The organism is Catellatospora sp. NPDC049609 (assembly GCF_040675365.1).
In the GTDB taxonomy this organism is placed as follows: Bacteria; Actinomycetota; Actinomycetes; order Mycobacteriales; family Micromonosporaceae; genus Catellatospora.
Window position 1 is genome coordinate 1 of record NZ_JBFAOU010000125.1, and the last position, 23,434, is coordinate 23,434.

Consider the following 23,434-nt stretch of genomic DNA (forward strand, 5'->3'; position numbering starts at 1 on the left):
GGTACCGCCGGCGGCCCCACCCGGTTTACTTCTGGTCCCCCCCCCCGGGGGGTTGGGTCCCCGGGGCGGGGACCCCCGGGGGGGGTGGCACCGCGAACGTGCATCCCCGAACGGGAAGTGATGAGCAATGGACTGGCTGTTGTCACCGGCGACCCCCGAGGCCGGTAGCGCGCTGCGCCGGGAGATCGCCGATTACCTGCGCAGGCACAGCACCGAGCCGGACATGGTCGGTGCGGCCGAGGTGATCGTGTCGGAGTTGGTCATGAACGCCGTCGAGCACGCCGGCGGTCCGGTGTGGGTCTGCCTGGACTGGACCGGCCCGTCCGCGCGGATCAACGTCCACGACCTGGGCCCGGCGTTCGTGGCGGATCTGTCCACGCCGCAGGTGACCGCGACGCGGGGTCGCGGCCTGTGGCTGGTCTCGCAGATGACCTCCGAGCTGGAGGTCGTCGCCAAGGCGGGGGCGGGCAAGACCATCCGCGCGACGCTGCCCCTGATCCGGCGGGAGGAGCCGTCGTTCGACCCGCCGGCACGGATGGCGGCGGGGCTGCCGCATCCCAGCGAAGCCGGCCCGCGCGGCTTCGGCCGGGAGTCGTTCCTGCGTGCGCTGGTGGTGGAACTGGCCCACGCCGCCGACGGCAACCTGGGCCCGCAGCCGACCAAGGAACTCATCGCGCAGGTCGGCACCACCGTGGGCAGCAGGATGGAACAGGAGTTCCGTGCCGCGCGCCGGATCGTCGGCAGGCTGACGGCACAGCAGCAGGCGGAGTGCTTCGTGCGGCTCAAGGCGGCCATCGACGGCGACTTCTACATCATCGAAGCGTCCGAGGACCGGATCGTGCTGGGCAACCGGCGCTGCCCGTTCGGGGCGGCGGTGCAGAACTCGCCGTCGCTGTGCCGGATCACCTCGAGCGTGTTCGGCGGCATCGCCGCCCGCAACACCGGTCAGGCGACGGTGGACCTGGTGGAGCGCATCGCCGTCGGCGATCCGCACTGCCGCGTCGTCATCCACCTCGGAGCGGCCGCCGACCGGGCCCACGGTCACCACTACCGCAGCTGACCGGGCTGCTCTGGCACGTCACGCGAAAAGGGTCGGGGCCGGGACGAATCTTCGTCCCGGCCCCGACCGTGTTCCAGGGGCTTACACCGTGCCGCGGCCGCGGACACCGGCGAGCAGAGCGACGCCCAGCGCGGCGAGGCCGACCTGGAAGACCAGTTCGATCCAGTCGATACCGTCGGTGACGGCCACGCCGACCGCCTGGGCGATCGCGGTGCCGATCAGCGCGGCGACGATGCCGACCAGGATGGTGAGCCAGATGGGCAGGCCCTGACGGCCGGGCACGACCAGTCGCCCGAGCGCGCCGATGATCAGACCCACGATGAGAGCCGAGATGATTCCGGCGACAGTCATGACCCCTCCTTGTGCGCGTGACTTCTACTGCTGCCTGTCTGCCCGTCGATGCGGCATGGCAAACCACCGCGCCCCCGCGTCCTCCGGTCTGTCGGCCACATCGGACGCCGACCCGGCCTCGTCACAAGCCGCGACCAGCTAGCCCCGCTCCCGGGCCAGCGGGCACAGGCGCCGCGCAGTCTCGATCAGCGCGAGCACGTCATGCGCCGAACCCGTTGTCGGCCAGCCACTGCGGATCCGGGGCGACCGTCTGCAGCACCTCGACCAGCAGCCCGTCCGGCCCCGCGAGCTGGAACCGGCGCTGCCCCCACGGCTCGGTCACCAGCGGCATGACCACCTCCAGCCCCGCGCCGGACAGGCGGGCGTGCTCGGCGTCGACATCGGCGACCAGGAACGCCAGCAGCGTGCCGACCACGTTCCTGCCGCGGGTCGCCTCGGGCCAGGACGGGTGGTCGCGCTGCACGAAGTCCAGGCTCAGGTTCGCGTGCTCGGGGTGCTGGGTGTTGACGTACCAGCCCAGGTCGATGCCGACCGTGAACCCGAAGTGCTCGGCGAACCACGCCGCGCTGGTGGCCGGCGTCTGCGCCGCGACCGCCATGCCTACCATCGTGAACTTCATGCGTACCTCCTGGTGACAACCACGATCTTGTGGTGCCTCACGATCGCCGCCGGGACCGATGCGGATCAAGGACGAACCTCGCAACGGTGGATAACCGCTGGGTTATCGGCCTCACCACACGCGAACGACCGGCAGATATTTACGACTGCCACTTGTTCGATATTGTCGGGATGTGGTGAAATCAGACGCGCTTCTTTCGAGGGGCGCGTCAGAACGCACGTCTCGGCGGACGTGTGACCGTCATGACCCCTGAAGGAGACGGCATGATCCGCCGCAGACTCCGCACGTGCGTCGCGCTGCTCACCGCCCTGGCCGCGAGCGCGACCGCGGTCGCGCTCACCCCCACCGCCGCGGCGGCCGCCGTCACCTGGACGGTCACCGGGCCGTCCGGCGTGATCGCCGCACAGGTCACGCTGGACGGCGGCGTGCTCAGCTTCGGTGCGTCGAGCCGGGGCAGCGCCGTGCTGCTGCCCTCGCCCATCGGCATCGAGACCGCCGCCGCGGACCTCACCCGCAACCTGGTCTTCACCGCGCGCACCGACCAGACCGTCACCGAGTCCTACACGATGCCGACCGGCAAGAAGCGCAGCCGGCAGACCACCTACGCCCAGGCGACGCTGTCGTTCACGGGCACCGCCGGCGCCCGGCTCGACGTCGTGGTGCGCGTCTCCGACGCCGGGGCCGCCTACCGCTACGTCCTGCCGGGCAGCGGCCCGGTCACCGTACGCCGGGAGGCCTCGTCCTGGACTCTGCCCGCCTCGGCGCCGGCCTGGCTGGTCCCGCCGCACATCGAGGACCAGGGGGTCTGGTTCGAGACGACGGCCGGCGGCGCCGCGTCCGACAGCTACGGCGTGCCCGCCCTCTTCGACGTCGGCGGTGTCTTTGCCCTGCTCGCCGAGTCCGACCTGGACGGCCGGTACGCGTCGAGCGCGCTGTCGCACCAGGCCGGCTCCGGCGCCTACACCACCTCGATCACCGCCGCTCCGGTCACCGCCACCCTGCCGCTGGCGACACCGTGGCGCACGGCGGCGATCGGCGACCTGAGGACCGTCACCGAGTCGACCATCGTCGACGACCTGTCGGCCCCGGCCAGGTTCACCGACACCTCGTGGGTCAAGCCCGGCACGGTGGCCTGGTCCTGGCTGACCGAGCACGCGAGCCCCGGCGACGCCGCCCGGCAGCGGCAGTACGTCGACTTCGCCCAGCGCAACGGCTGGAGCTACGTCCTCATCGACGAGGGCTGGCAGTCGAGCTGGCTGCCGGGAGTGGTCAGCTACGCCCGGGACCGCGGGGTGGGGGTCATCGTCTGGTTCAACTCCGCCGCCCTGCAGACCGCCCAGCAGCGCGAGGCGTGGCTGCCGCTGGTCAAGAGCTGGGGCGTCGCGGGCGTGAAGATCGACTTCAGCTACCAGTTCACCCAGCCCACCCTGAAATGGTACGACGCCGTGCTCGCCCGCACCGCCGAGCTGAAGCTGATGGCCAACTTCCACGGCAGCGCCACCCCGCGCGGCATGCAGCGCACCTGGCCGCACGTGATGACGGCGGAGGCGGTCTTCGGCGCCGAGCAGCAGCAGAACCGGGCCGCGCTCAACACGATTCTCCCGTTCACCCGCAACGTCATCGCCAGCATGGACTTCACCCCGGTCACCTTCAGTGTCAACCGCGACACCACCGACGCCCACGAGCTGGCGACCGCCGTGGTCTTCGAGTCGGGCTGGCAGCACGACGCCGACAACCCGGCCGGCTACGAGGCCCGGCCCGAGGCGCTGCGTTTCCTCAACCAGCTCCCCGCGGCCTGGGACGAGACCCGGCTGCTCGGCGGCCGCCCCAACCGGGAGGCCTACGTCGCCCGGCGCAACGGCACGAGGTGGTATGTCGGCGGCATCTCCGCCCTCGCCGCGAAGACGTACCAGACGCCGCTCACCTTCCTCGGCACCGGCCAGTGGCTCGCCGAGACCGTCCGGGACGGCTCCGGCGGCCTGCTCCGCGAGCTCAGGGTCGTCACCAGCACGGCCACCCTCTCCGTGCCGCTGGCCACCCGGGGCGGCTTCGCCACCGTGCTCTGCCCGTACACGGCCGGGATGCTGAGCTGCGGCGCCGGCGATCCGGGCGGCATCCTCAAGGGCCAGGAGTCCGGCATCTGCGCCGACGTGCCCAACAACAGCCAGACCAACGGCACCGCCGTCACCCTGTTCGACTGCCACGGCGGCGCCAACCAGCGGTGGACGGTGAACCCGGCCGGGCAGCTGGTCGTCTACGGCACCAGGTGCCTGACCGCCGCCGGGACCACCGACGGCTCCGCCGTGCAGATCAACGACTGCGGCACGGCCACCACCCGGCAGTGGACGGTCGGCGGCGACGGCTCCGTCGTCAACGCGGCGTCCGGCAAGTGCCTCGACGCGTACGCCAACGGCACGGCCAACGGCACCGCCCTGATCGTCTGGACCTGCAACGGCGGCGCGAACCAGAAGTGGCACCGCAACAGCACCCCGGCCTCCCTCAAGGGCGTCGCGTCGGCCCGCTGCGTGGACGTGCCCAACAGCAACCAGGCCAACGGCACCCGGCCCGCGCTGTGGGACTGCCACCGCGCGACGAACCAGACCTGGACCTCGACCCCCGGCAACCAGCTGCGGGTGTTCGACGGCAAGTGCCTGGAGGCGGCCGGCGGCGCCACCGCGGACGGGACGGCGGTGCAGATCTTCGACTGCAACGGCTCGACCGCGCAGCAGTGGCGGGTCCGGTCCAACGGCTGGGTCGTCGGCGTCGGCTCGGGCAAGTGCCTGGACGCCTACGACAACGGCACCGCCAACGGCACCCAGCTGATCATCTGGCCCTGCGGACCCGGCACCAACCAGAAGTGGAACCGCACCTGAGCCCCACGGATCCGAAGACGCCCGCTGCGGAAGCTTCCGCAGCGGGCGCCGGTCGGAGTCCTCGTTCGGCTTGCAGGTCGAGCGAACCCGGCTCCTGCCGGATCCGCCTGCCTCAGTGACCGTGTCCCATGCCTCCCGCGCTGCTGTCCGCCCTGGCCGGCAGGAGCAGCGCAGTGATGATCACGGCAACGGACAGGACCACCCCGATGATGAACGCCAGGCGCATGCCGTCGAGGGTGGCGGCGGTGGCGGCGACACCCTCCGCTTCGAGCGAATCGGCTCGCGCGCTCATCACCGTGACCACGAGCGCGGTGCCGAACGCCGCTGCCACCTGCTGCAGCGTGCCCAGGATCGAGCTGCCGTGTGCGTAGAGCGGCGGCGGCACCGCGCCGAGCCCCAGGGTGAACACCGGCGTGAAGGTCGCGGCCAGACCCACCATCAGCAGCGCGTGCAGCGCGAGGAGCTGCCAGTACGGCATGGTCATCGAGACCTGGGTGAAGCCGGCGAGCGCGACGGTGATGGCGATCGCGCCGGGGATGACCAGCACCCGGCCGCCGAACCTGTCGAACAGGCGGCCCACGGTCGGCCCGAGCAGGCCCATGGCGAGGCTGCCGGGCATGACGAGCAGCCCGGCCTGCAGTGCGCTGAGCTCGCGGATGTTCTGCAGGTAGAGCGGCAGCAGGATCATCGAGCCGAGCATCGCCATGAAGGCGACCGACATCAGGATGAGCGCGACCGTGTACGTGCGGTGCTTGAGCGTCCGCAGGTCCATGAGCGGCGATCCGTGCTTCGCCAGCGAGAGCTGGCGCAGGACGAAGACGGCGATGGCGACCAGCCCGGCCGCGACGATCCCGGCGGCCAGGCCGGTGTCGGTGCCCTGGAACCGGCTGAGCCCGTAGACCAGGCCGCCGAAGCCGAGGGCGGCCAGCGCCACGCTGAACCAGTCGATGGTGCTGACCTCGGGCTCGCCGACGTTCTTGAGCTGCTTCATGCCGCCCCAGGTGATCAGGGCGGCGATGGGGAGCACCACGGCGAACAGCAGGCGCCAGGACCCGAAGTTGAGGATCACTCCGGACAGCGCCGGGCCCATCGCGGGGGCGACCGAGATGGCCAGGGTGACGTTGCCCATCACCTTGCCCCGGTCGTGCTCGGGCACCACGTGCATCAGCGTGGTCATCAGCAGCGGCATCATGACGGCCGTGCCCGACGCCTGGATGATGCGGGCGCCCAGGAGCATCTCGAAGCTCGGCGCGACGATCGCCGACGCGGTGCCGAGCAGGAACAGGCCCATCGCCGTGGCGTACGCGCCGCGGGTGGACACGCGCTGCAGGAACCACCCGGTGATCGGGATCACGGCCGCCATGGTCAGCATGAAGGCGGTCGAAAGCCATTGCGCGGTCTGCTCGGTGATCTTCAACGCGTCCATCAGGTTCGGGATCGCATTGATCATGATGGTCTCGTTGAGGATCACGATGAACGTGGCCAGCACGAGCAGCCGGATCACGGGCGGGGTGCGACCTGAGCCGGTGGTCGCGGACTTGGCGGGTGAGTCGAGCAGCTGGCTGGGCACGATACCTCGATCAGGGTTGGGGGAGAGCGGGCGGTCATGCCCGGTGGTCCTACCGGCAGTCGTCGTCATACCAAGACTGACCGGCGGCACCGACAAAACTCATCGCAGGTACCCACACTGCAGCAATTTCCCTCGAACGACATCCCGTTTTCACCGCGTGACGACACCCGTCCGAGTGACGACCCCGACGCCCAGGGCCTGTTGACGGCAATCCTCCTTCGATTAGTACACTTGTTCTAATCGATCATATGGAGGTGGCATGGAGTTCGGACTCCTGGGCGAGTTCACGATCGACGGCACGCCGGCGGCCACCGTCGCCGACCGGCCGCAGCGGCGGGCACTGCTGGTCTACCTCCTGCTGCACGCCAACCACTCCGTCGGCTACCCCGAGCTGATCGAGGCGCTGTGGGGGCAGCGCCCGCCTCGCACGGCGCGCGCGCAGCTGCACACCATGACCTCCGCGCTGCGCCGCCTCCCGGTGATCGGCGCGGCCCTGTCCACCCGCGACCACGGCTACCAGCTCGACCTGCCGGCCGACCACGTCGACGTGGCACGCTTCCGCCGCCTCGTCGTCCAGGCACGCTCCGCAGCGGCCGAGGGCGACACGCAGGCCGCCGCGCAGCAGCTGCGGGCCGCGCTCGGCCTCTGGCGCGGACCGGCCCTGGCGGGGGTGAACGCCCCCTTCGCCGAGCACATCCGAGTTCGGCTGGCCGACGAGCGCGTGGCCGCGTACGAGCAGCTCGCGGTCGTGGAGCTGGCGCTGGGCCGGCACCGGCAGCTCGTCGGGCCGCTCACCGAGCTCGCGCGGACCTGTCCCGAGCGGGAGGAGATCGCCCGGTGCCTGATGGAGGCGCTGTACCGGTGCGGCCGGTCCCGGGAGGCGCTGGCGGTGGGCGCCCGGCTGCGCCGGCTGCTGTCCCGCGAGTACGGCCTGGCGCCCACCCCCGAGCTGCAGGCGCTGGAGCAGCGGATCCGCACGAGCACGCCGGTGGGCGCCGAGCCGGCCCCGTCCCGGACCCCCGCCCAGATCCCGCCCGCGGTGCACGGGTTCGTCGGCCGTGACGACGAGCTGCGGGCGCTGGAGAAGCTGCGCGACGACGCCGACAGCGGCGCGATCGCCGTCGTCGCCGGCCCGGCCGGGGTGGGCAAGACCGCGCTGGCGATCCAGTGGGCGCAGGCGACCCGCGAGCACTTCCCGGACGGGCAGGTCTACGTCCGGCTGCGGGGCCACGCCGACACCGCCGCGACCGAACCCGCCGCGGCGCTGCGCCGGATGCTGTCGGCGCTCGGCCGGCCCGCCGCCGCTCCCGCACCCGGCGCGGATCCCGCCGAGCAGCTGGAGGCGCTGTCGGCCACGCTCCGGTCGGCCGCCGCGCAGCGCCGGGTGCTGTTCGTGCTCGACGACGCGGCATCGGCGGCCCAGGTGCTGCCGCTGCTGCCCGGCGTGCCCGGCTGCGTCACGGTCATCACCAGCCGGGTCCGGCTGCGCGCCGTGCTGGTCTACACCGGCGCCGTCCCGATCGACGTCGAGCCGCTGCCCGAGCCGGACGCGCTGCGGCTGCTGGGACGGGCGGCCGGCACGCAGCGCGTCGGCCAGGAGCCGCAGGCCGCCACCGAGCTGGCGCGGCTGTGTGCCGGGCTGCCGCTCGCGCTGCGGATCGCCGGCGCCCGGCTGATCGGCCGGCCCCGCGGTGCCGTCGCGGAGCTGGCGCGTGAGCTGGCCGACGCCGACCGAAGGCTGTCCGGCCTGACGCTGTCCGGGGAGCAGGTCGGGTTGGGACGCGCCTTCGAGCAGTCGTACCGGTGCCTGACGGGCGAGCAGGCCGACGTGTTCCGCGGCCTGGGCCCCATCGCCGAGCGGGCCGGTGAGGCCGGGGCCACGACCGAACACATCGCCGTGCAGCTGGGCCGGCCGCCGGAGCGCGTACGTTCGGCACTGCGGTCGCTGGCCGCCCGCCACCTGGTGATCGAGTGCCGGCCCGACCGCTACACGATGCACGAGCTGCTGCGCCTGTACGCCCGGCAGCAGCCGGCCCCGGCACCCCACGGCCGGGCGGTGGAGCCGCAGCCGGTGCTCAGCGCAGCGCGGCCAGGTCGTCCCACCGGGTGACCAGCACCCCGACCAACGCTCCGATCCCGACCGCCAGCACCGCCCCGCCCCGGCCCGGCGCACCGGCCGCGCCCGCGGCGCAGACCAGGCCGATCGCCGCCACTCCCAGCAGCAGCACGTTGCGCGCCACGAACGACCCGGTCGTGCCCCGCCCGGCAGCACCGAAGCAGTGGCAGGCCCCGGCGTCGCCCGACCGGACGGTCGCGACCGTGAACACCGCGAGGACACCCAGCGCCGCGGCAAGCCCCGGCACTGCCCCACCGGGCGCGGCCAGCAGCACCACCAGGGCCGACTCCACGGCGACCACCGCGTACGCCACCGGCCCGCGCCAGCCGGCCCCGACGCGGTAGGCGCCGATGCTGTCGACGAACTCCCGACGGCGGCGACCGGTCGCGACCTTGCCGACCAGCGCGACCGCGAACACGACGCCCAGCACGGCACGGGCTACCAGCACTGCGTGGCTCACGGCGCGGCCCTCCGGGTGACGGGCCGGACCACGACCCCGAGCAGGTCGGCCCGCGCGAGGACACCCAGCTGCGCCGACCCCAGGCTGCGCGGGTTGTCACCGGCGACGGTGAACTGCTCCCCCTCCACCTCGGTCACCCGCTTGACCAGCCACGGCGGGTCACTGCGATGGCGGCGGACAGCGGCGAAGACCACGACCTGACCGGCCCGGATCCGGCGTGAGCGGCGCACCAGCACCCGCTCGCCGTCACGCAGCGTCGGGCTCATGCTGTCACCCCGCACCGTCACCAGCACGAAAGCCGCCCTGACCAGCACCGCGGCCGTGCCCAGAGCCGCCCCGCAGGCGGCCGCCACGACGAAGCTCATCGGCTGGCCTCCAGCTGGAACCCGGCCGCCTGCGCCGTGAACAGCTCGGCGTAGATCCCGTGTGCGGCCATCAGCGAAGCATGACCACCGCGCTCGGCGACGATGCCGTCGGCCAGCACCACGATCTCGTCCGCGCCGCGCAGCGCGGCCATCCGGTGCGAGACCAGCAGGCTGGCCCGCCCCTGCCGCAGCCGGCCGAGCTGCCGGTGGATCCGCTGCTCGGCCAGCGCGTCCAGGCCCGAGCTCGGCTCGTCGAGGATCAGCAGGTCGGCCCCGGCCCGCATCAGCGAACGGGCCAGCGCCAGCCGCTGCCACTGCCCTCCCGACAGCAGCACCCCGCGCTCCTCCCCATCGGCGAACGACCGGCTCAGCAGCGTGTCGTAGCCGCGAGGCAGGGCCCGTACCACCTCGTCGACCTCCGCCCGGACCGCGGCCCGCTCGATCCGCGGCCGGTCCGACAGCCGCTCGACGTCACCGAACCCGATGTTGTCGGCGGCGCTGAGCTCGTAGGTCATGTAGTCCTGGAACGTCGCGCCGATGCGGGCCCGCAGGCTGGCCAGCGTGACGTCGCGAATGTCCACCCCGTCCCAGGTGATGCTGCCGCGCTGCGGGTCGTAGAACCGGCACAGCAGCTTCACCAGCGTGCTCTTGCCGGCGCCGTTGAGGCCCACCACCCCCAGGCTGCGGCCGTGCTCGATGGTGAGGCTCACCCCGCGCAGGATCCACGGCCCGTCCGGGCCGTAGCGGAACCACACGTCGCGCAGCTCGATCGCCTGGCGCAGCGGCCCCAGCTCCCGGTCCCCCTCCGCCAGGTCGGCCGGGCCCACCAGCAGCGCGTCGAAGTGCCGGAACAGCCGCAGCGACTCGCTGACCCGGCCGAGCTGGAAGACGACGCTGCGCACGGCGGCCTGCACGCCCGCCACCGCCGCCAGGTAGAGCGTCATGTCGCCGAGCGAGATGCGGCCGCGATACACCCCCAGCACCACGAACACGGTCACCCCGGCCGTGACCACGGTGGCCAGCACCGCCAGCCAGGCCTGCGCCACCGTACCGCGCCGCTCGACCGCGTACCGGACGCCGGACGTGTCCCGCAGCAACGCCATCGCGCGGCCGTGCAGCAGGCTGCCCGTCCCGTACAGGCGCAGCTCCTTGGCCGCCCGCAGGTCGGTGAGCAGCGAACGGTAGAAGAACTGCCGCCGCTGCGGACCGGCCACGCTCTCGGTCGCGGTCGCCGAGCGGCGGGCCAGCCACAGATGGGTGAGCAACGCCGGCGCCTCGGCGACCAGCAGCGCCAGCCCGAGCGGCGGCCACATCGCCAGCAGCACCGCGACGAACCCGAGCACCGACACGACACCCACCACGGCGTCGGCCATACCGTCGATGATGTCGGTCGGCGCCGAGGCGGCGGCCTCGTCGGCCAGCCGCAGCCGGTCCTGCACCTCCGGATCCTCGAACGGTCCCAGCCCGCCGATCGCGTTGACCCTGGTGTAGAGCAGATCCTGCGAGCGCAGCAGCAGCCCGCGCTGCGCCGCACCGGCGGCCAGCTGGCGCAGCAGCGCGGCCACGGCCAGCGCGCCCCCGCCGAGCCCGGTGGCCACCGCCAGACCGACCACCGTCTCAGCGGCGACCGCGGTCGGTGCCACCAGCGCGTCGATGAGCAGTTTGGAGAGGTACGCGAGCGCGGCCGGCCCGGCGCCGACCAGCAGCGCCAGCACCAGCGAGACGCTGACGGCCACGGGCGCCGACCGCCAGCCGAGAGCGAGCGCCCGCCGCGCCGGCCCTGTCCGGCTCACGGGCCCACCCGCCCCGCCCCGGCGAGCGGCCGCGCGCCCAGCTCGTCCAGGTCATGCGACGCGGCGCGGATCACGCCGTCGCGGACCTCCAGCAGCGTCGGGTATCCGTTGATGCCGCCGAACGCCCTCAGCACCGGGTCGCCCCCGTCGACGACGGCCACCCGGCCGGTGCCCGACAGGCCCGTGACCATCGGTCGAGCAGCCGGATCACCGGCGTCGGCGACCACGAACCACAGCCGGTCGCCGGGCGGCAGGTCGTGCTCGCCCGCCGCGATCCGGGCGATCGTCGACTTGCACGGCGCGCAGGACGCGCTGAAGAAGCCGACGACCGCGGTCGTGGGCAGGTCGGCGCGGCGCAGCACGGCGTCATCGCCGGTGGCGGCGAAGTCGCCCACCGCCGTACCGACGACAGGTAGATGCCGGTCCTCGGCCGCACCAAGCGGCGCGGACCGGAGCTTGCGGATGATGGCCAGGCAGAGCACCAGATTGAGCACGGTGGCCACCGACAGCACGGCCACCACGCCCCACAGCGAAGCGAGCACGGATCCTCCTCAGGGAAAACAGGAGGGCGGGCATCCGTGGACGCCCGCCCCTCTACGGCCGGTCAGCGTCCGGTGATCAGCAGACGGCCTGCGTCCGCTGGTAGCGGGCGAAGATGCCGGTGCTCAGGCAGTTGCCGTAGCAGTTGTACTTCGCCGTGCAGTACTTCTGGTACCAGCGGCCGTCGCTGCCGCAGTAGCCGCCGCTGCACGGGACGGTGCCGCAGCTCTGGCCGTGCTCGGGGATACAGGCGCCGGCCTCGGTCGTGCGCAGCAGCGCACCGAGCATCCGGTCGCCCAGGCCGGTGATGACTCGCGTCATGTTGCCTCCTGTCGACTGTGGCGTGGGGTCTCCACGCGCTACGTCGATGGTCGGCTCGCCTGCTCCGCGTCTGCTCCTCAAGCGCTACGCGGCAGCTATCCGCGCAGGTGTGGCGGTCGCCTGCCGACGACGCGGACGTACGCGGCACCGCGTGCACGTCCGCCAGTCCGCCGCCGCGCACAGACCTACCCGGCTCCTTCCCCGGCCCGGCACCGGCCCGCCCGTGCTCGTCAGTCGGCGAGTGCGGTGACCACGATGTTGTCGCGGTAGCGTCGGGTGTTCGGGTTGAACGGCCCGCCGCAGGTGATCAGCACGAGTCGCGGATGGCCGTCTCGGACGAAGTAGTCGTGCCATTCGAGGCCGGCCTTATGCCGTTGCTCGACGGCGGCGATCCTGAAGCGGCGGACCGTCCCCTCCGGGGCGGTCAGTTCCACGAGGTCGCCGACCTTGACTTTGCGCAGGCCGAACAGGGCGCCGCCGCCCTGAGCCGCGCTGTCGACGTGGCCGGCCAGGACTATCGCTCCGGTGCCGGCGTCCCAGCCCGGCCCGTGCTCGTACCAGCCGACCCGGCCGACATCCTGCGGGACGGCGAACCGTCCGGTCGCCGCGTCGATGCCGACCGGGTCGACCGGTGCGGCTACGCCCAGCGCTGGAATGCGGACCGCGACCGGAGGCACGGACGCGTGTCGGGCCGGCAGCGCCCCACTGACGATGCGAACGTCGCGGACCGGCGCAGCGACGACGGCCTCGACGGCAGGCGGTGACCCGGCGGCGATCTGCTGCTGTGGAGCGGTCGCCGCTCCGGTGACCACCAGCGCCGCGCCTGCCGTCAGCAACGCCACGGACCGGCGACGCGCCCCGGACACATTCCGGGGCGCGTCGAGGATGCTGCTCATCGGCGGGTGGCGGCGAGCTTCACTCCACCGGCGACCAGTAGCAGCAGGCCCAGCGAGGCGGCGAGCGCCCACCCGGCCGTGGGGCGGTCGGCGGCCAGTCCCCCGTCGCCGGCGTCGACGCCCTTGGGCGCGGTGTGCGAGCCGGTCAGCACCTGCGCCACCACGGCGAGGGTCTTGGCCTGGGCTGATCCGATGGCGTAGACGACGGTGACGCTGCCCTCGGCGAGGTTGAGGTCGGTGGCGGGGATCGCGACGGTCGAGGTGCCGGCCAGGACGACATCGGCGCTGACGGTGCCGGCGTCGACCTCCAGTTCGGCCTGGTGGGGATTGGTCAGGCCGGAGATCACCGGGGTTCCGGCGGCGCGGACGTCGACGGCGGGCGCTGCCGCGGTGTGGCGCACCACCAGCCGGGCCTTGCCCGCGGGGACGGCGCTGACGTCGTTGACGAACGGTGTGATCGTCGGCTTGTCGTCGGTGTTCAGGTGGGCCACGATGCTGAGGTTGGCACCGCCGGGCACCGCGGCGTCCGGCACGGACAGGATGGCACTGCTCACCGGCTCGCCGGGTTTGGTGATGTCGATGTCGTAGGTGCCTTCGGGCAGGGTCAGCGGTCCGGCGACCTGTCCGGGCTGGAAGCCGCGCAGGGTGATGGCGCCGTTGACGTACACGTCGACCGGGGTCGCCGGGATGCCGTGCACCACGTACACCTCTGAGGACGCCGCCCAGGCGGGTGACCCGGTGGCCAGTGTCGTCATCGTGGTGACGGCAGTCGCCGCGGCGGCAGCCGCCAACGCGCGTCGGACGGGCATGGTGAGCATCAGCGGTACCTCCGGTCAGGATCGGTGGTGCTCAGCCGCAGTCACGACGACGGCCGGGCACTCCCGACGAGATGAGCAACGTTCACTATCTTCTCCACCTTCTGCGGTTTTAGCGGCTTATTACCCAAATAGGTCATTGTGCTGACTGCAGCGGCCACGAACCAGCGAAGCTCAGGGCCTACGGGCCACGCCGAGAGGCTGGCCAGCAGCAGAGACCTCGAGCGGACGGCCGTCCGCAGCGGCGGCGATGACTCCGTCCGCGCCTGGCACCAACGCGGCCCGGCGCATCGCCCACCAGGCACCGTCACATGACCAGCCAGACGGGCCGGTCTTCGCCCCGGCGGAAGTACGGATGCCTTCCCGGCCGGTCGGACACAATGGCAACATGACCATTATCAAGATCAATGCCATCACCGTACCGGCTGACAGCGGTGACGAGCTGGCGCGCCGCTTCGCCGCGCGAGCCGGCGCCGTCGATGATCAGGACGGATTCGAAGGCTTCGAGTTGCTCCGCCCGAACGACGAGCGGACCACGTGGCTCGTCATCACCCGTTGGCGCGACGAGGAGGCATTCCAGGCATGGGTCAGTTCGCCCGCGTTCGCACACGGCCACCGTCCGGCCGCCGAGCGCGCGGGTGAAGCGGCACCGCCACCAGTCGGGGTACACAGCGAGGTCTGGTCATACGTTCCCGCCGGCGGGTCGGGCCCGGCACGACCATGACCTAGGCGCGGTGCGGCACTTCAGCGCCGCCTCGATCCCTGGCAGCCACGTTCGGCAAACCCCGACCCCGGCGCAGGCGCACCGGATCGACTTGAATGCCGAACAGGCTTTGACCCCTCAGTCAGAGTGGTAGGCCGCACGGACGTGGTCCGCAGACGCGGCGGGGCGACAGCGCACCCTGACGCCGCTGAATTCTGGCGCCCCGTGTTGCGGCGGGCATCGACGCATCACCCGGTTCGCCTGGCGCCCATCGGATCCGCCAAGGTCCTCCACAGATCCTGCACCGCTCCCGGCGGGTGGCCCGCTAACTTGCTGCGTGGAAGCCGATCTGGAGGATGGACATGGCAGCTCAGGAACCGCCGTTTCCGGCCTGCTTCGCATGCTGCCCCGGCGGCATGTGCTGCGGCGGGGGCGGGGACGACCTCGCCGCCTGGGCACACCTGCCCGAGGTGATGCTGCGGGCGGTGACAGGGCTGTTCACGGCCGTGCCGGCCGACGAGCCGCGGCTCGGGATCGCCGCCCGGCTGGCCGAGAACCTGATCCGGGAGTACCAGCGCCGGATCTCCGCGCGCACCGCCGCCCGCTGCCGGTTCAGCCCCAGTTGCAGCGCGTTCGGCCTGGAGGCGGTGCGCCGCCACGGCGCTTGGACGGGTATCCGGCTGATCCTGCAGCGCCTGTCGCGCTGCCGGACCACCGTCGCCCACGGCACCGCCGACCCGGTGCCCGCGGCAGCCTGAGCGGCAGGGTGATCCCGCGCCCTGCCGGTCGGTCACCGGGCCGTTCGCCGCGAATGGCCTGAGGCCGGGGGTGCCGCCGACGGGTTGACATGCCCACTGCCCGTGCCCAGCATGGTCGGATGCCTCGCTGGAAGCGCCCGTATCGCGACTGGCGAGCGTTCGCCTTCTACGCGATGTTGATCGTGGTAGTGGCGTTCGCGATCTACGACGCGGTCACCTCCGGGCTCCCCTGGCCGTCTCGGTGGATTCTGCCGCTGGCCGCCGCCGTGTTCGGCGTCGTCCTCTGGCGGATCGCGCGGGAGGGAATCTATGTCTCCACCGACGGCGTCCGAGTCCAGGGCGTCATCCTCAGCACCACCGTCCGCTGGGCCGAGATCCGCAGGATCGATGCCGGGGGAGATCGTGTCGGATACGGACCGACGATCTGCCTGCACACCGTGGACGGCCGAGTCGTCAGATCCACGGTTCAGCCGATGAACGCTGTCACAGGCGAGGCGCCGATGCTCCCGGAGCGAATCTATCTGGGGCTGGTCGATCGACTACGGGAGCTGCACCGCCTGGCCGTCACGGACAAGTCGGCGGTCACCACTTCAGCCCACGAGGACAACTAGCTCAACCGCGGCCGTGCCGCGAACCGTCGGCTCGGAAAGTCCGATCTTCCGGGGATCGGAGCACTGCGGATGACCCATGGTGGTCGGCGACGGTCTACTTCCAGGGGACAGCATGGACTCCACCGAGCGGTAGGCGGCGACGGGTCACCTGGGGTGCCGGTCTCCGACGCAATGGTTCGACGTCGCATGATCCGCGCGCTCGCTTCCTATGGTGCGGTTTTCACGTCCGCACCGACCGCGACCGTCCGCGCGGCCGGGGTCGACCAGGCGCGCAACATCGCCGAACGCGGTCGGCGACCTACCTACTGACCAGGGGGATACGGAGTACGTTTCGACACCGGGCACGCGTCCCCAGAGTCGGCACAAGGTCCTGCGGACGCCATAGGTGACCTGCGCCCCTGCCACCTGTCCGGCTCAGCTCGTCGCGCGGGTGCGCCGCGCGACGACGTAGCGGCGAATCTTCTCTGAGGTTCCGCAATCGTCCATGCTGCACCAGCGGCGGCTGCGGTTCTTGCTCTCGTCGTTGAAGAGGAAGCGACAGCCTCCGCATCCCTTGATCCGGTCGAGTGCACCGGTGGTGAGAAGCTGGACCGCCGCGTGCACCACCGGCCGCAGCGGCCGGTGGTGCGTCCGGTCATCCCGCCAGGTCCATCCGAACGTGGTTCCCCGATCGAGCCGTGCGTGACCGAGCGCGTCGGCTTCGTCGTCTCGCAGCCGGTCCAGCACGGACGTGCTCGGGCTTTGCCCGGCAGCCACTGCCCGGAACACCTCGTCGAGATCGTCGCGGCTGCGCAGCGCTCGCGCGAGGGCGGCGTGCGCGCCATCCGGATCGTCGCGGGACAGCCGGTGCAACGCCTTGGCCTCCGGCTCGGTGAGAGCGCCCGCGTACACGGCCCAGTCGACCAGTTCCGGGTAGCCGGTCAGCACGTCGTCGTCCGGGGACCCGACGGGCGGGCCGGAGCGGGTGTTGATGAAGTCCAGGGCGAGGTTGCCGCCGACCAGGCGCATCCGCGTCACTCCCGCAAGTGTTTCCATCGAAACCTACTTTACCAGTTGACCCACATCGAAGAGGGTCGTTAACATGTTTCCATCATAAGTTCTTTAGCCGGTAACGACGGGAGAGCCTGATGAGACACGGGCGGGCAGTGGGAGCGCTGATCGGCTTGTCCGCAGGGACGTTCCTCTACACCACCGCCGAGGCGCTGCCGGTCGGGCTGCTGCTCCCGATGGCCGCGGACCTGGCAGCCTCCCCGTCGCAGGTGGGCATGCTCATCACCGCCTACGGCGCGGTGGTGATGGTCGCCTCGGTCCCGCTGACAGCGCTGGTCCGCCGCGTCCCGCGCCGACGGCTGCTGGCGGCGCTCCTGGCCGGCTTCGTCGCCGGCAACGCCGTCACCGTGCTCGCGAGCACCTTCACGCCGCTACTGGCGGCAAGGATGGTCACGGCGACGACCCATGCGCTGTTCTGGGCGGCAGTGGTGCCGGCCGCCGCCGAGCTGTTCCGACCCGCAATGCGCGGGCGCGTGGTCGCGGTCGTCTTCGCCGGTGGCACCGTCGCGTTGGCCCTGGGCGTGCCCGCGGGCACCTGGCTGGGCGAGCGCGCCGGGTGGCGGGCCTCGTTCCTCGCGGTGGCCGGGCTCGGCGCCGTCGTGCTCGTCGTGGTGGCCACCCTGCTGCCCTCGACAGGTCCCGAACAGGGACATGCCGCCAGGGGCGCGACGCCCGACCTGCGCCGCTTCTGGCTGCTGGTGGCGGTGGCCGTGCTGGCGACCGCCGGCGCCATCGTCGCCTACACCTATGTCGCGCTCTTCGCCACCGAGGTCAGCGGGTTCTCCGCCCCGTCGGTCGGGGCCATCCTGTTGGCGCGTGGCATCGCCAGCGTGCTCGGCATCCTCGCCATCGGCGCGGTACTGGACCGGGGCCCGTGGCCCGCACTGGTCGCGACCGTCGCGCTCCAGTCGGCGGCGCTGCTGGGGCTGTACACCTTCGGCCATCGGCCCGCGGTGTCCGTCGCCCTGATCGCGCTGGCCGGACTGGCGTTCGCCGCGTTCACCGCGGCGCTCGGCGGCCTCGTGCTGCAGGTCGCGCCTGGCCGCTCCGACCTCGCCGCCGCCACGGTCTCCGCCGCGGTCAACGTCGGCATCACCGCCGGCGCCTTCGTCGGCGGCCTCACACTGCCAAGCCACGGCGTGCGCAGCACCGTACTGATCGGCGCCCTGCTCGGCGGCGCAGCTCTGGTGCTGGCCGTGGGCGAACGACTCATCCCGCCGACATTCCGCAAGACACAAGATGGTCCGTCGACCGGCGGGTGTGTCAGGGTCTCGTCGTCGAACGGTGCCGGGCGGGAAGCACCGGCCCTCACGGCCAGGACGGATCTGACCGCGACAGCAGCGATGGTGGCGCCGAGCGGGAAGTGATCAGCCACCTCGGCAACCAGAAGGCCCAGGCGACAGTCTGGACCCGCTCGATCTGGTCCACGAAGACCAGGCCGTCACCGACGCACCAGGTCAGCGGCGGGCGCGCTGCACGAGTCCGACCGCCGCGTCCACAGCAGGAAGCCGAGCAGTGTGATCCCCAGCAGCGGCAGCGCCCAGCCGATCGCGGCGACGGCCGGGACACCGAGGACCAGCAGCGGCCGGGGGCAGCTGCCGCCACGTGCCCCGGGCCGGAGCCCGGCCGAACGCCGCCGCCCGGTCCGCCCTCCTCGGGCGGCGCTGCCACCACATCCGGTAACCCCACACGATGACCACCACCAGTCCCGACGCGACGGCGGCGAGCACCAGCTGGATGGCGGCTCCGGACAGCACACCCGTGTTGGCCTGGACACCGAGCCTGCTGAGCTTCGCCAGCACCGGGTAGTCCGCCCAGCGGCTGCGGGAGGTCACCTCACCCGCTGCCGCGTCGACCGCGACGCTGTCGTAACGCACCGGCCAGGAGTCGTCGTCCTGGGCCACCGTCCAGGCACTGTCTGCGCCGTCGGTTGCCAGAGAGCTGACGTGCAACTATCGGTGGACCATACCCGGCACAATCCGAACCGCATTCCAGCAGCTCATGGGCCCGCTGTAATCGTTACTGCCGCACGAACCCGGCATGCGTAGACGTCGATGCCTGGCCTTGCCGGCCCGATCCCAACCCGCCGCGCGCCTGTCGGGCACGATCACACTGGAGTAACCGGCAGAATATTCACTTTTCCGCTATAGCCGATTCCACCATCGGTTGTAGCGCCCAGCCGTCTTCGCACAGCGAATCCGAAGACCCGCCGACAGCCCTCCCCCTGCCGGCGCACCGGCCGGGCCCGGCGCCCGAAGGCGCAGGTCGGGTTAGCCTTTGAGCCGTCTCCTCGGCGGGAGCAGCCGACGAAGTCGACTCTCGGGCTCCGAGGTGCGTGAGTTCGGTGTCGTCTTCGGTTCCCCCAACGAGCCCCCTGCTGCCGATGTGTTCGTTGGAGCCGCCGTTCGGTTCACCGTTTGGCAGTCTGCGCGTGCGCGATGCCGACAACGTGCCAGCGGCGATCTGAACCTGCCGGGTTCCGTGATGATCGACGCACGTCCAGTAGAGGCCGCCGGCGGTGCGAACGGCGACGCTGCGGAACGGTGTGGACGTCGAGCGCGGGCGACGGCGCGGGCACTTGACTGGAGCTGGGCAGTCCCGATTGAACATTGACACATTTCATTACTCCAGTGATAGTAAGTGCAACACTGCTCCCATCGGGTCTCTGGCCCTATGGCCGGCGTAGCCGCGAGATCGACCTCTTCACTTCACCCCGTTGCCGGCCAGCTCGGCCTGAGCCAGACTGCACGCCGACCGCCGTCGCAGCCGTCCATGCGTCATACCCGAGGAAGCGCCCCACCGGCACGCCCTTGGAGGGTGGAATGAGAAAACGAACAACGGTCAGCGCTGGGCTGGCGGCAGTCGTCATCGCAGCCACGACCGCGATCATGGCATTCGGTCCGACCTCGGCACATGCCGCGGTCGGCGGATCCGGCCCGTACCCGGCCGACTACGAGACCTCGAGCACCCTGCCCAACCACACCATCTACCGCCCGCAGACCCTGCCGAGCGAACGCATGCCCGTGTTCGTCTGGGGAAATGGCGGCTGCTCCGGTAACGGCCTGGACCAGCAGAACTTCCTGCGCGAGATCGCCTCGCACGGCTTCCTGGCCATCGCCAACGGCGCTCCCGGTGGATCGGGCAGCACCAACTCGTCGATGCACACGGCGTCCATGGATTGGGTCGTGTCGGAGAACAGTCGGCAGAGCAGCAAGTACTACGGAAAGATCGACATCTCGAAGATCGCGGTGGCCGGCTTCTCGTGCGGCGGGCTGGAGGCGTACGCCGTCGACAACGACCCACGGGTCACCACCGTCGCCATCTTCAGCAGCGGTTTGCTCAACGACGCCGATGACTACCAGCTGCGGCGACTGACCGTGCCGATCGCCTATTTCATCGGCGGACCCAGCGACATCGCCTACGGCAACGCCATGGACGACTGGGGCAAGTTGCCGTCCGGCCTGCCCGCGTTCATGGGCAATCTCAACGTCGGACACGGTGGTACCTACGGCCAGACCAACGGCGGCGAGTTCGGCCGCGTCGCGGTGCTCTACCTCAAGTGGCGCCTGAAGGGCGACATTGCCGCCGGCACCAACTTCGTCGGCTCCAACTGCGGGCTGTGCGGTACCCAGTGGCAGGTGCTACAGAAGAACCTCACCCTCGGCCCCCCGCCGAGCAGCCCGCCGCCGAGCAGCCCGCCACCTGGCTCCACCGGTCCACTCCGCGGCGTCGCATCGAACCGATGCCTGGATGTCAACGGGCGCAGTCAATCCGACGGGGCGCTCACCCAGATCTGGGACTGCAATGGCGGCACCAACCAGACCTGGACGGCGACATCCAGCAACCAGCTGACTGTCTACGGCAACAAGTGCCTCGATGCCGCGGGCACCGCCCCCGGGACCCGGCTCCAGATCTGGACCTGTCACGGCGGAGCCAACCAGCAGTGGCGGCTCAACTCCGACGGCACCATCACCGGCGTTCAATCCGGCCTCTGCCTGGACGTGACCGGCGCGGGCACCGGCAACGGCACGGCCGTGGTGCTGTGGACATGCCACGGCGGCAGCAATCAGCGCTGGACTCGATCCTGACCCGCAACTGAGCGCACGAGTCGGCAACAACAAAATCCGGGGGTGGGAATCCCATAAGGGATACCCACCCCACCGATCGCGGACGAGCGCAGCGGCCCCACCGGTTCGCGCCGGACCAATCGGGCTTTACGCCACTACCGCCATCTATCGACATCGCAGAACGAACGAAGTCCCAGCTCATCGAGCTGGGACTTCGCAATGGCCAAATGTCCGCACTTTATGTGTGGACCATACGTCGCAGAATCCGAACCGCATTCGGGCTGTTCAGGGTCCGGCCCTGACCGTTGCGGCGGTGCGGACGCGCCGAGAGTAGCCGCATCAGGCCACGCGGCGGCCGCCCGGCGGTTGCCACGCGTGCAGTCTTGGCGATCAGAGCTGGTCGAGAAGGTCGACGAGCGGCAGCGATCGCGTCCGGCACCCCGCATGTGGTGCTCGCACACGGAGCGGACCGCCCGGACAACGCCCGCCGGCTGCACGCCCTCGGACTTGCCGAGTGGCTGCCCGCGGCACGGTGGCAGGTCGACGCGGTAGCCGAGCTCATCATCCGCGTGCTGACCGAACCGGCATACCGCGACCGAGCGTACACATTGGCGACCACATGGACCCGGACCGGACTGCCGCCGAGGCATGCATCCACCTCGTGGCACTGCTCGGCCGGCAGGTCCACGGGACCTGATCGGGCTGCGGTGGGGTGGCCCACATCTTCCGGTGACCGCTGGCGCGCCGCTTCGGACCATCGGGCCCGACGTATCGGTGCAAGGGTCACCGGCCGGACGGGCCGCGCCGCGACAACGCGGCACGGCAGACCGAAACAGTCCGAAACTTTCGGAATCCCCAGGCCGTGCGTCGCCCCACTTTTTCGGGCTCGATATGGACATATCGACGTCTGCCCAACACGACCGACCCCACGCCACTTCGATCTGTGGAACGTCCCGCTGGTCCAGCCAACCCGGGAATGATTTCCGAAATGTTTCCGGAAGTTGTTGACAGTGCGACAAGGTGGGATCCATATTGGTGCGATCGACAAACATCACTGACGGTCCGGGCCAGCCGCGGCCCGGCACTCCGGTCGTCGAACGCATGGCGACTGGCCCCACCACCGCGTGGTACGGCCCACGCACGGTGGCCCGACACCACGGCCACCGACAGTCCTCCCGGGTCGTATCACCCTGTCACACCTTTTCGCCAGCCTTCACGAGGAAGGAAGCACGCACATGCACGAGGCACCCATCCAACGGAAGAGCCGCAGAGGCGGCCGCCTCAGAATGCTCATCGGCGGCGCCTGCGCCGTCGTGGCGGCCGTCGCCAGCACGTTGATGGCCACCAACGCGTACGCTGAGGCCGACCGGCAGGTCTGCTCGAACACCACCGGCACGCACAACGGGTTCTACTTCTCGTTCTGGAAAGACAGTGGCGACGCCTGCATGGTGCTGCGCGAGAACGGCCGCTACTCCAGCTCCTGGAGCAGGAGCACCAACAACTGGGTCGGCGGCAAGGGTTGGGCCACCGGTAGCCGGCGGACGGTCACCTACTCGGGCACCTACAACCCGGGCAACAACAACAGCTACCTCGCCCTGTACGGGTGGACGCGGAACTCGCTGATCGAGTACTACGTTGTGGAGAACTTCGGCAGCTACAACCCGAGCAGCGGCGCTCAGCGGCTGGGCACGGTCACCACCGACGGCGGCACCTACGACATCCTGCGCAGCCAGCGGGTCAACCAGCCGTCGATCGACGGCACCGCCACGTTCTACCAGTACTGGAGCGTGCGCCAGCAGAAGCGGAGCAGTGGCACCATCACCTTCGCCAACCACGTCGACGCCTGGGCCCGCGCCGGCCTCAACCTCGGCAGCAGCTGGGCCTACCAAGTCATGGCGACCGAGGGCTACCAGAGCCAGGGAAGCTCCGACATCACCGTCCGGGAAGGCACCAACCCCGATCCTGGACCCACCACTGGTCCGCCGCCGAGCGGTGCCAGCCAGATGATTGTGGGTCAGCAGTCCGGCAGGTGTCTCGACGTCCCGAACTCGAGCACCACCAACGGCACCCAGCTCCAGTTGTACGACTGCTGGGGTGGCTCGAACCAGCGGTTCACTCACACCTCAAGCAGGCAGCTGACAGTGAACGGCAAGTGTGTGGACGCCTCAGGCACCAGCAACGGCGCCGCGGTGATCCTCTATGACTGCCACGGCGGCGCGAACCAGCAGTGGAATGTCAACAACGGCACCATCACCAGCGCGCAGTCAGGGCTGTGCCTCGACGCCGGCGGCACCGGCAACGGGACGAGGATCCAAGTGTACAGCTGCTGGGGCGGGTCGAACCAGCAGTGGAGCTTCCGGAACTGACCCGGCGCCACGGGGCCAGGCACGGACCGGTCTGACACCGAAGGCAGGTGCGGGCTGGGCCGGCGTGCAGCGCCTCGTTGACGCTGTTGACCCCGCCGCG

General features: G+C 71.0%; 22 protein-coding genes. 10 read left to right on the forward strand and 12 right to left on the reverse strand.

Features of this window, described 5'->3' with window-relative positions; translation table 11 throughout:
• Window positions 1–127 precede the first annotated feature (127 nt).
• Complete coding sequence (locus tag AB0J67_RS27895) at window positions 128–1,060, forward strand: methanogen output domain 1-containing protein (protein ID WP_363486434.1); 933 nt, start codon at window positions 128–130, stop codon at window positions 1,058–1,060.
• 81 nt (window positions 1,061–1,141) lie between these two features.
• Here the strand turns inward: AB0J67_RS27895 and AB0J67_RS27900 are convergent, their stop codons facing one another.
• Window positions 1,142–1,411 (reverse strand): GlsB/YeaQ/YmgE family stress response membrane protein, encoded by a 270-nt coding sequence (locus AB0J67_RS27900; RefSeq protein ID WP_363486435.1) that lies wholly within the window; start codon window positions 1,409–1,411, stop codon window positions 1,142–1,144.
• Window positions 1,412–1,610: 199 nt separating this feature from the next.
• Window positions 1,611–2,030, reverse strand: coding sequence for a VOC family protein (locus AB0J67_RS27905; protein WP_363486436.1), 420 nt, complete (start codon window positions 2,028–2,030; stop codon window positions 1,611–1,613).
• Window positions 2,031–2,293: 263 nt separating this feature from the next.
• Here AB0J67_RS27905 and AB0J67_RS27910 point away from each other — a divergent pair, with 263 nt between their 5' ends.
• Complete coding sequence (locus AB0J67_RS27910; RefSeq protein WP_363486437.1) at window positions 2,294–4,903, forward strand: glycoside hydrolase family 97 catalytic domain-containing protein; 2,610 nt, start codon at window positions 2,294–2,296, stop codon at window positions 4,901–4,903.
• Between the two features lie 112 nt (window positions 4,904–5,015).
• Here the strand turns inward: AB0J67_RS27910 and AB0J67_RS27915 are convergent, their stop codons facing one another.
• Entirely contained in the window at window positions 5,016–6,473 is a 1,458-nt protein-coding gene (locus AB0J67_RS27915) for an MDR family MFS transporter (RefSeq protein ID WP_363486438.1), read from the reverse strand.
• A gap of 259 nt (window positions 6,474–6,732) precedes the next feature.
• Between AB0J67_RS27915 and AB0J67_RS27920 the strand changes: the two genes are divergently transcribed.
• Window positions 6,733–8,583 carry a BTAD domain-containing putative transcriptional regulator gene (locus tag AB0J67_RS27920; RefSeq protein ID WP_363486439.1) on the forward strand — a complete coding sequence of 617 codons (1,851 nt, stop codon included), beginning with the start codon at window positions 6,733–6,735 and terminating at the stop codon, window positions 8,581–8,583.
• Here AB0J67_RS27920 and AB0J67_RS27925 read toward each other — a convergent pair.
• From AB0J67_RS27925 to AB0J67_RS27955, 7 genes are all read right to left on the reverse strand, one after another.
• Complete coding sequence (locus AB0J67_RS27925) at window positions 8,549–9,049, reverse strand: MauE/DoxX family redox-associated membrane protein (protein ID WP_363486440.1); 501 nt, start codon at window positions 9,047–9,049, stop codon at window positions 8,549–8,551. The genes AB0J67_RS27920 and AB0J67_RS27925 overlap by 35 nt on opposite strands.
• A complete protein-coding gene (locus tag AB0J67_RS27930) occupies window positions 9,046–9,414 on the reverse strand; it encodes a S24/S26 family peptidase (protein WP_363486441.1) in 369 nt (122 codons plus the stop codon). Before AB0J67_RS27930 ends, AB0J67_RS27925 begins: the two co-directional genes overlap by 4 nt.
• Window positions 9,411–11,207 (reverse strand): ABC transporter ATP-binding protein, encoded by a 1,797-nt coding sequence (locus AB0J67_RS27935; RefSeq protein WP_363486442.1) that lies wholly within the window; start codon window positions 11,205–11,207, stop codon window positions 9,411–9,413. The genes AB0J67_RS27930 and AB0J67_RS27935 overlap by 4 nt, the downstream gene beginning before the upstream one ends.
• Window positions 11,204–11,749, reverse strand: coding sequence for a hypothetical protein (locus tag AB0J67_RS27940; protein WP_363486443.1), 546 nt, complete (start codon window positions 11,747–11,749; stop codon window positions 11,204–11,206). The genes AB0J67_RS27935 and AB0J67_RS27940 overlap by 4 nt, the downstream gene beginning before the upstream one ends.
• A gap of 76 nt (window positions 11,750–11,825) precedes the next feature.
• The gene (locus tag AB0J67_RS27945) at window positions 11,826–12,068 is read right to left on the reverse strand and encodes a hypothetical protein (RefSeq protein ID WP_363486444.1); all 243 of its coding nucleotides are present in this window, start codon (window positions 12,066–12,068) and stop codon (window positions 11,826–11,828) included.
• Window positions 12,069–12,298: 230 nt separating this feature from the next.
• Window positions 12,299–12,910, reverse strand: coding sequence for a class F sortase (locus AB0J67_RS27950; protein ID WP_363486445.1), 612 nt, complete (start codon window positions 12,908–12,910; stop codon window positions 12,299–12,301).
• 50 nt (window positions 12,911–12,960) lie between these two features.
• The gene (locus AB0J67_RS27955; RefSeq protein ID WP_363486446.1) at window positions 12,961–13,719 is read right to left on the reverse strand and encodes a DUF4397 domain-containing protein; all 759 of its coding nucleotides are present in this window, start codon (window positions 13,717–13,719) and stop codon (window positions 12,961–12,963) included.
• A 448-nt stretch (window positions 13,720–14,167) separates the two neighbouring features.
• Here AB0J67_RS27955 and AB0J67_RS27960 point away from each other — a divergent pair, with 448 nt between their 5' ends.
• From AB0J67_RS27960 to AB0J67_RS27970, 3 genes are all read left to right on the forward strand, one after another.
• Window positions 14,168–14,503, forward strand: a complete 336-nt coding sequence (locus AB0J67_RS27960) for an antibiotic biosynthesis monooxygenase (protein ID WP_363486447.1) — start codon at window positions 14,168–14,170, stop codon at window positions 14,501–14,503.
• A 341-nt stretch (window positions 14,504–14,844) separates the two neighbouring features.
• A complete protein-coding gene (gene yidD / locus AB0J67_RS27965) occupies window positions 14,845–15,240 on the forward strand; it encodes a membrane protein insertion efficiency factor YidD (protein WP_363486448.1) in 396 nt (131 codons plus the stop codon).
• Window positions 15,241–15,359: 119 nt separating this feature from the next.
• Window positions 15,360–15,851, forward strand: coding sequence for a hypothetical protein (locus tag AB0J67_RS27970; RefSeq protein ID WP_363486449.1), 492 nt, complete (start codon window positions 15,360–15,362; stop codon window positions 15,849–15,851).
• 414 nt (window positions 15,852–16,265) lie between these two features.
• On the opposite strand, the gene AB0J67_RS27975 is transcribed toward AB0J67_RS27970, so the two are convergent.
• The gene (locus AB0J67_RS27975; protein WP_363486450.1) at window positions 16,266–16,886 is read right to left on the reverse strand and encodes an ABATE domain-containing protein; all 621 of its coding nucleotides are present in this window, start codon (window positions 16,884–16,886) and stop codon (window positions 16,266–16,268) included.
• Between the two features lie 92 nt (window positions 16,887–16,978).
• On the opposite strand from AB0J67_RS27975, the gene AB0J67_RS27980 reads away from it, so the two are divergent.
• Entirely contained in the window at window positions 16,979–18,268 is a 1,290-nt protein-coding gene (locus AB0J67_RS27980) for an MFS transporter (RefSeq protein WP_363486451.1), read from the forward strand.
• A gap of 90 nt (window positions 18,269–18,358) precedes the next feature.
• Here AB0J67_RS27980 and AB0J67_RS27985 read toward each other — a convergent pair whose 3' ends face one another.
• Complete coding sequence (locus tag AB0J67_RS27985) at window positions 18,359–18,805, reverse strand: PepSY-associated TM helix domain-containing protein (RefSeq protein WP_363486452.1); 447 nt, start codon at window positions 18,803–18,805, stop codon at window positions 18,359–18,361.
• 918 nt (window positions 18,806–19,723) lie between these two features.
• Here AB0J67_RS27985 and AB0J67_RS27990 point away from each other — a divergent pair.
• From AB0J67_RS27990 to AB0J67_RS28000, 3 genes are all read left to right on the forward strand, one after another.
• Window positions 19,724–20,989 (forward strand): ricin-type beta-trefoil lectin domain protein, encoded by a 1,266-nt coding sequence (locus AB0J67_RS27990; RefSeq protein ID WP_363486453.1) that lies wholly within the window; start codon window positions 19,724–19,726, stop codon window positions 20,987–20,989.
• A gap of 362 nt (window positions 20,990–21,351) precedes the next feature.
• Window positions 21,352–21,948: a nucleotide disphospho-sugar-binding domain-containing protein gene (locus AB0J67_RS27995; RefSeq protein WP_363486454.1), complete on the forward strand. Its 597-nt coding sequence runs from the start codon at window positions 21,352–21,354 to the stop codon at window positions 21,946–21,948.
• A gap of 306 nt (window positions 21,949–22,254) precedes the next feature.
• Complete coding sequence (locus AB0J67_RS28000; RefSeq protein ID WP_363486455.1) at window positions 22,255–23,334, forward strand: glycoside hydrolase family 11 protein; 1,080 nt, start codon at window positions 22,255–22,257, stop codon at window positions 23,332–23,334.
• Window positions 23,335–23,434: the final 100 nt, after the last annotated feature.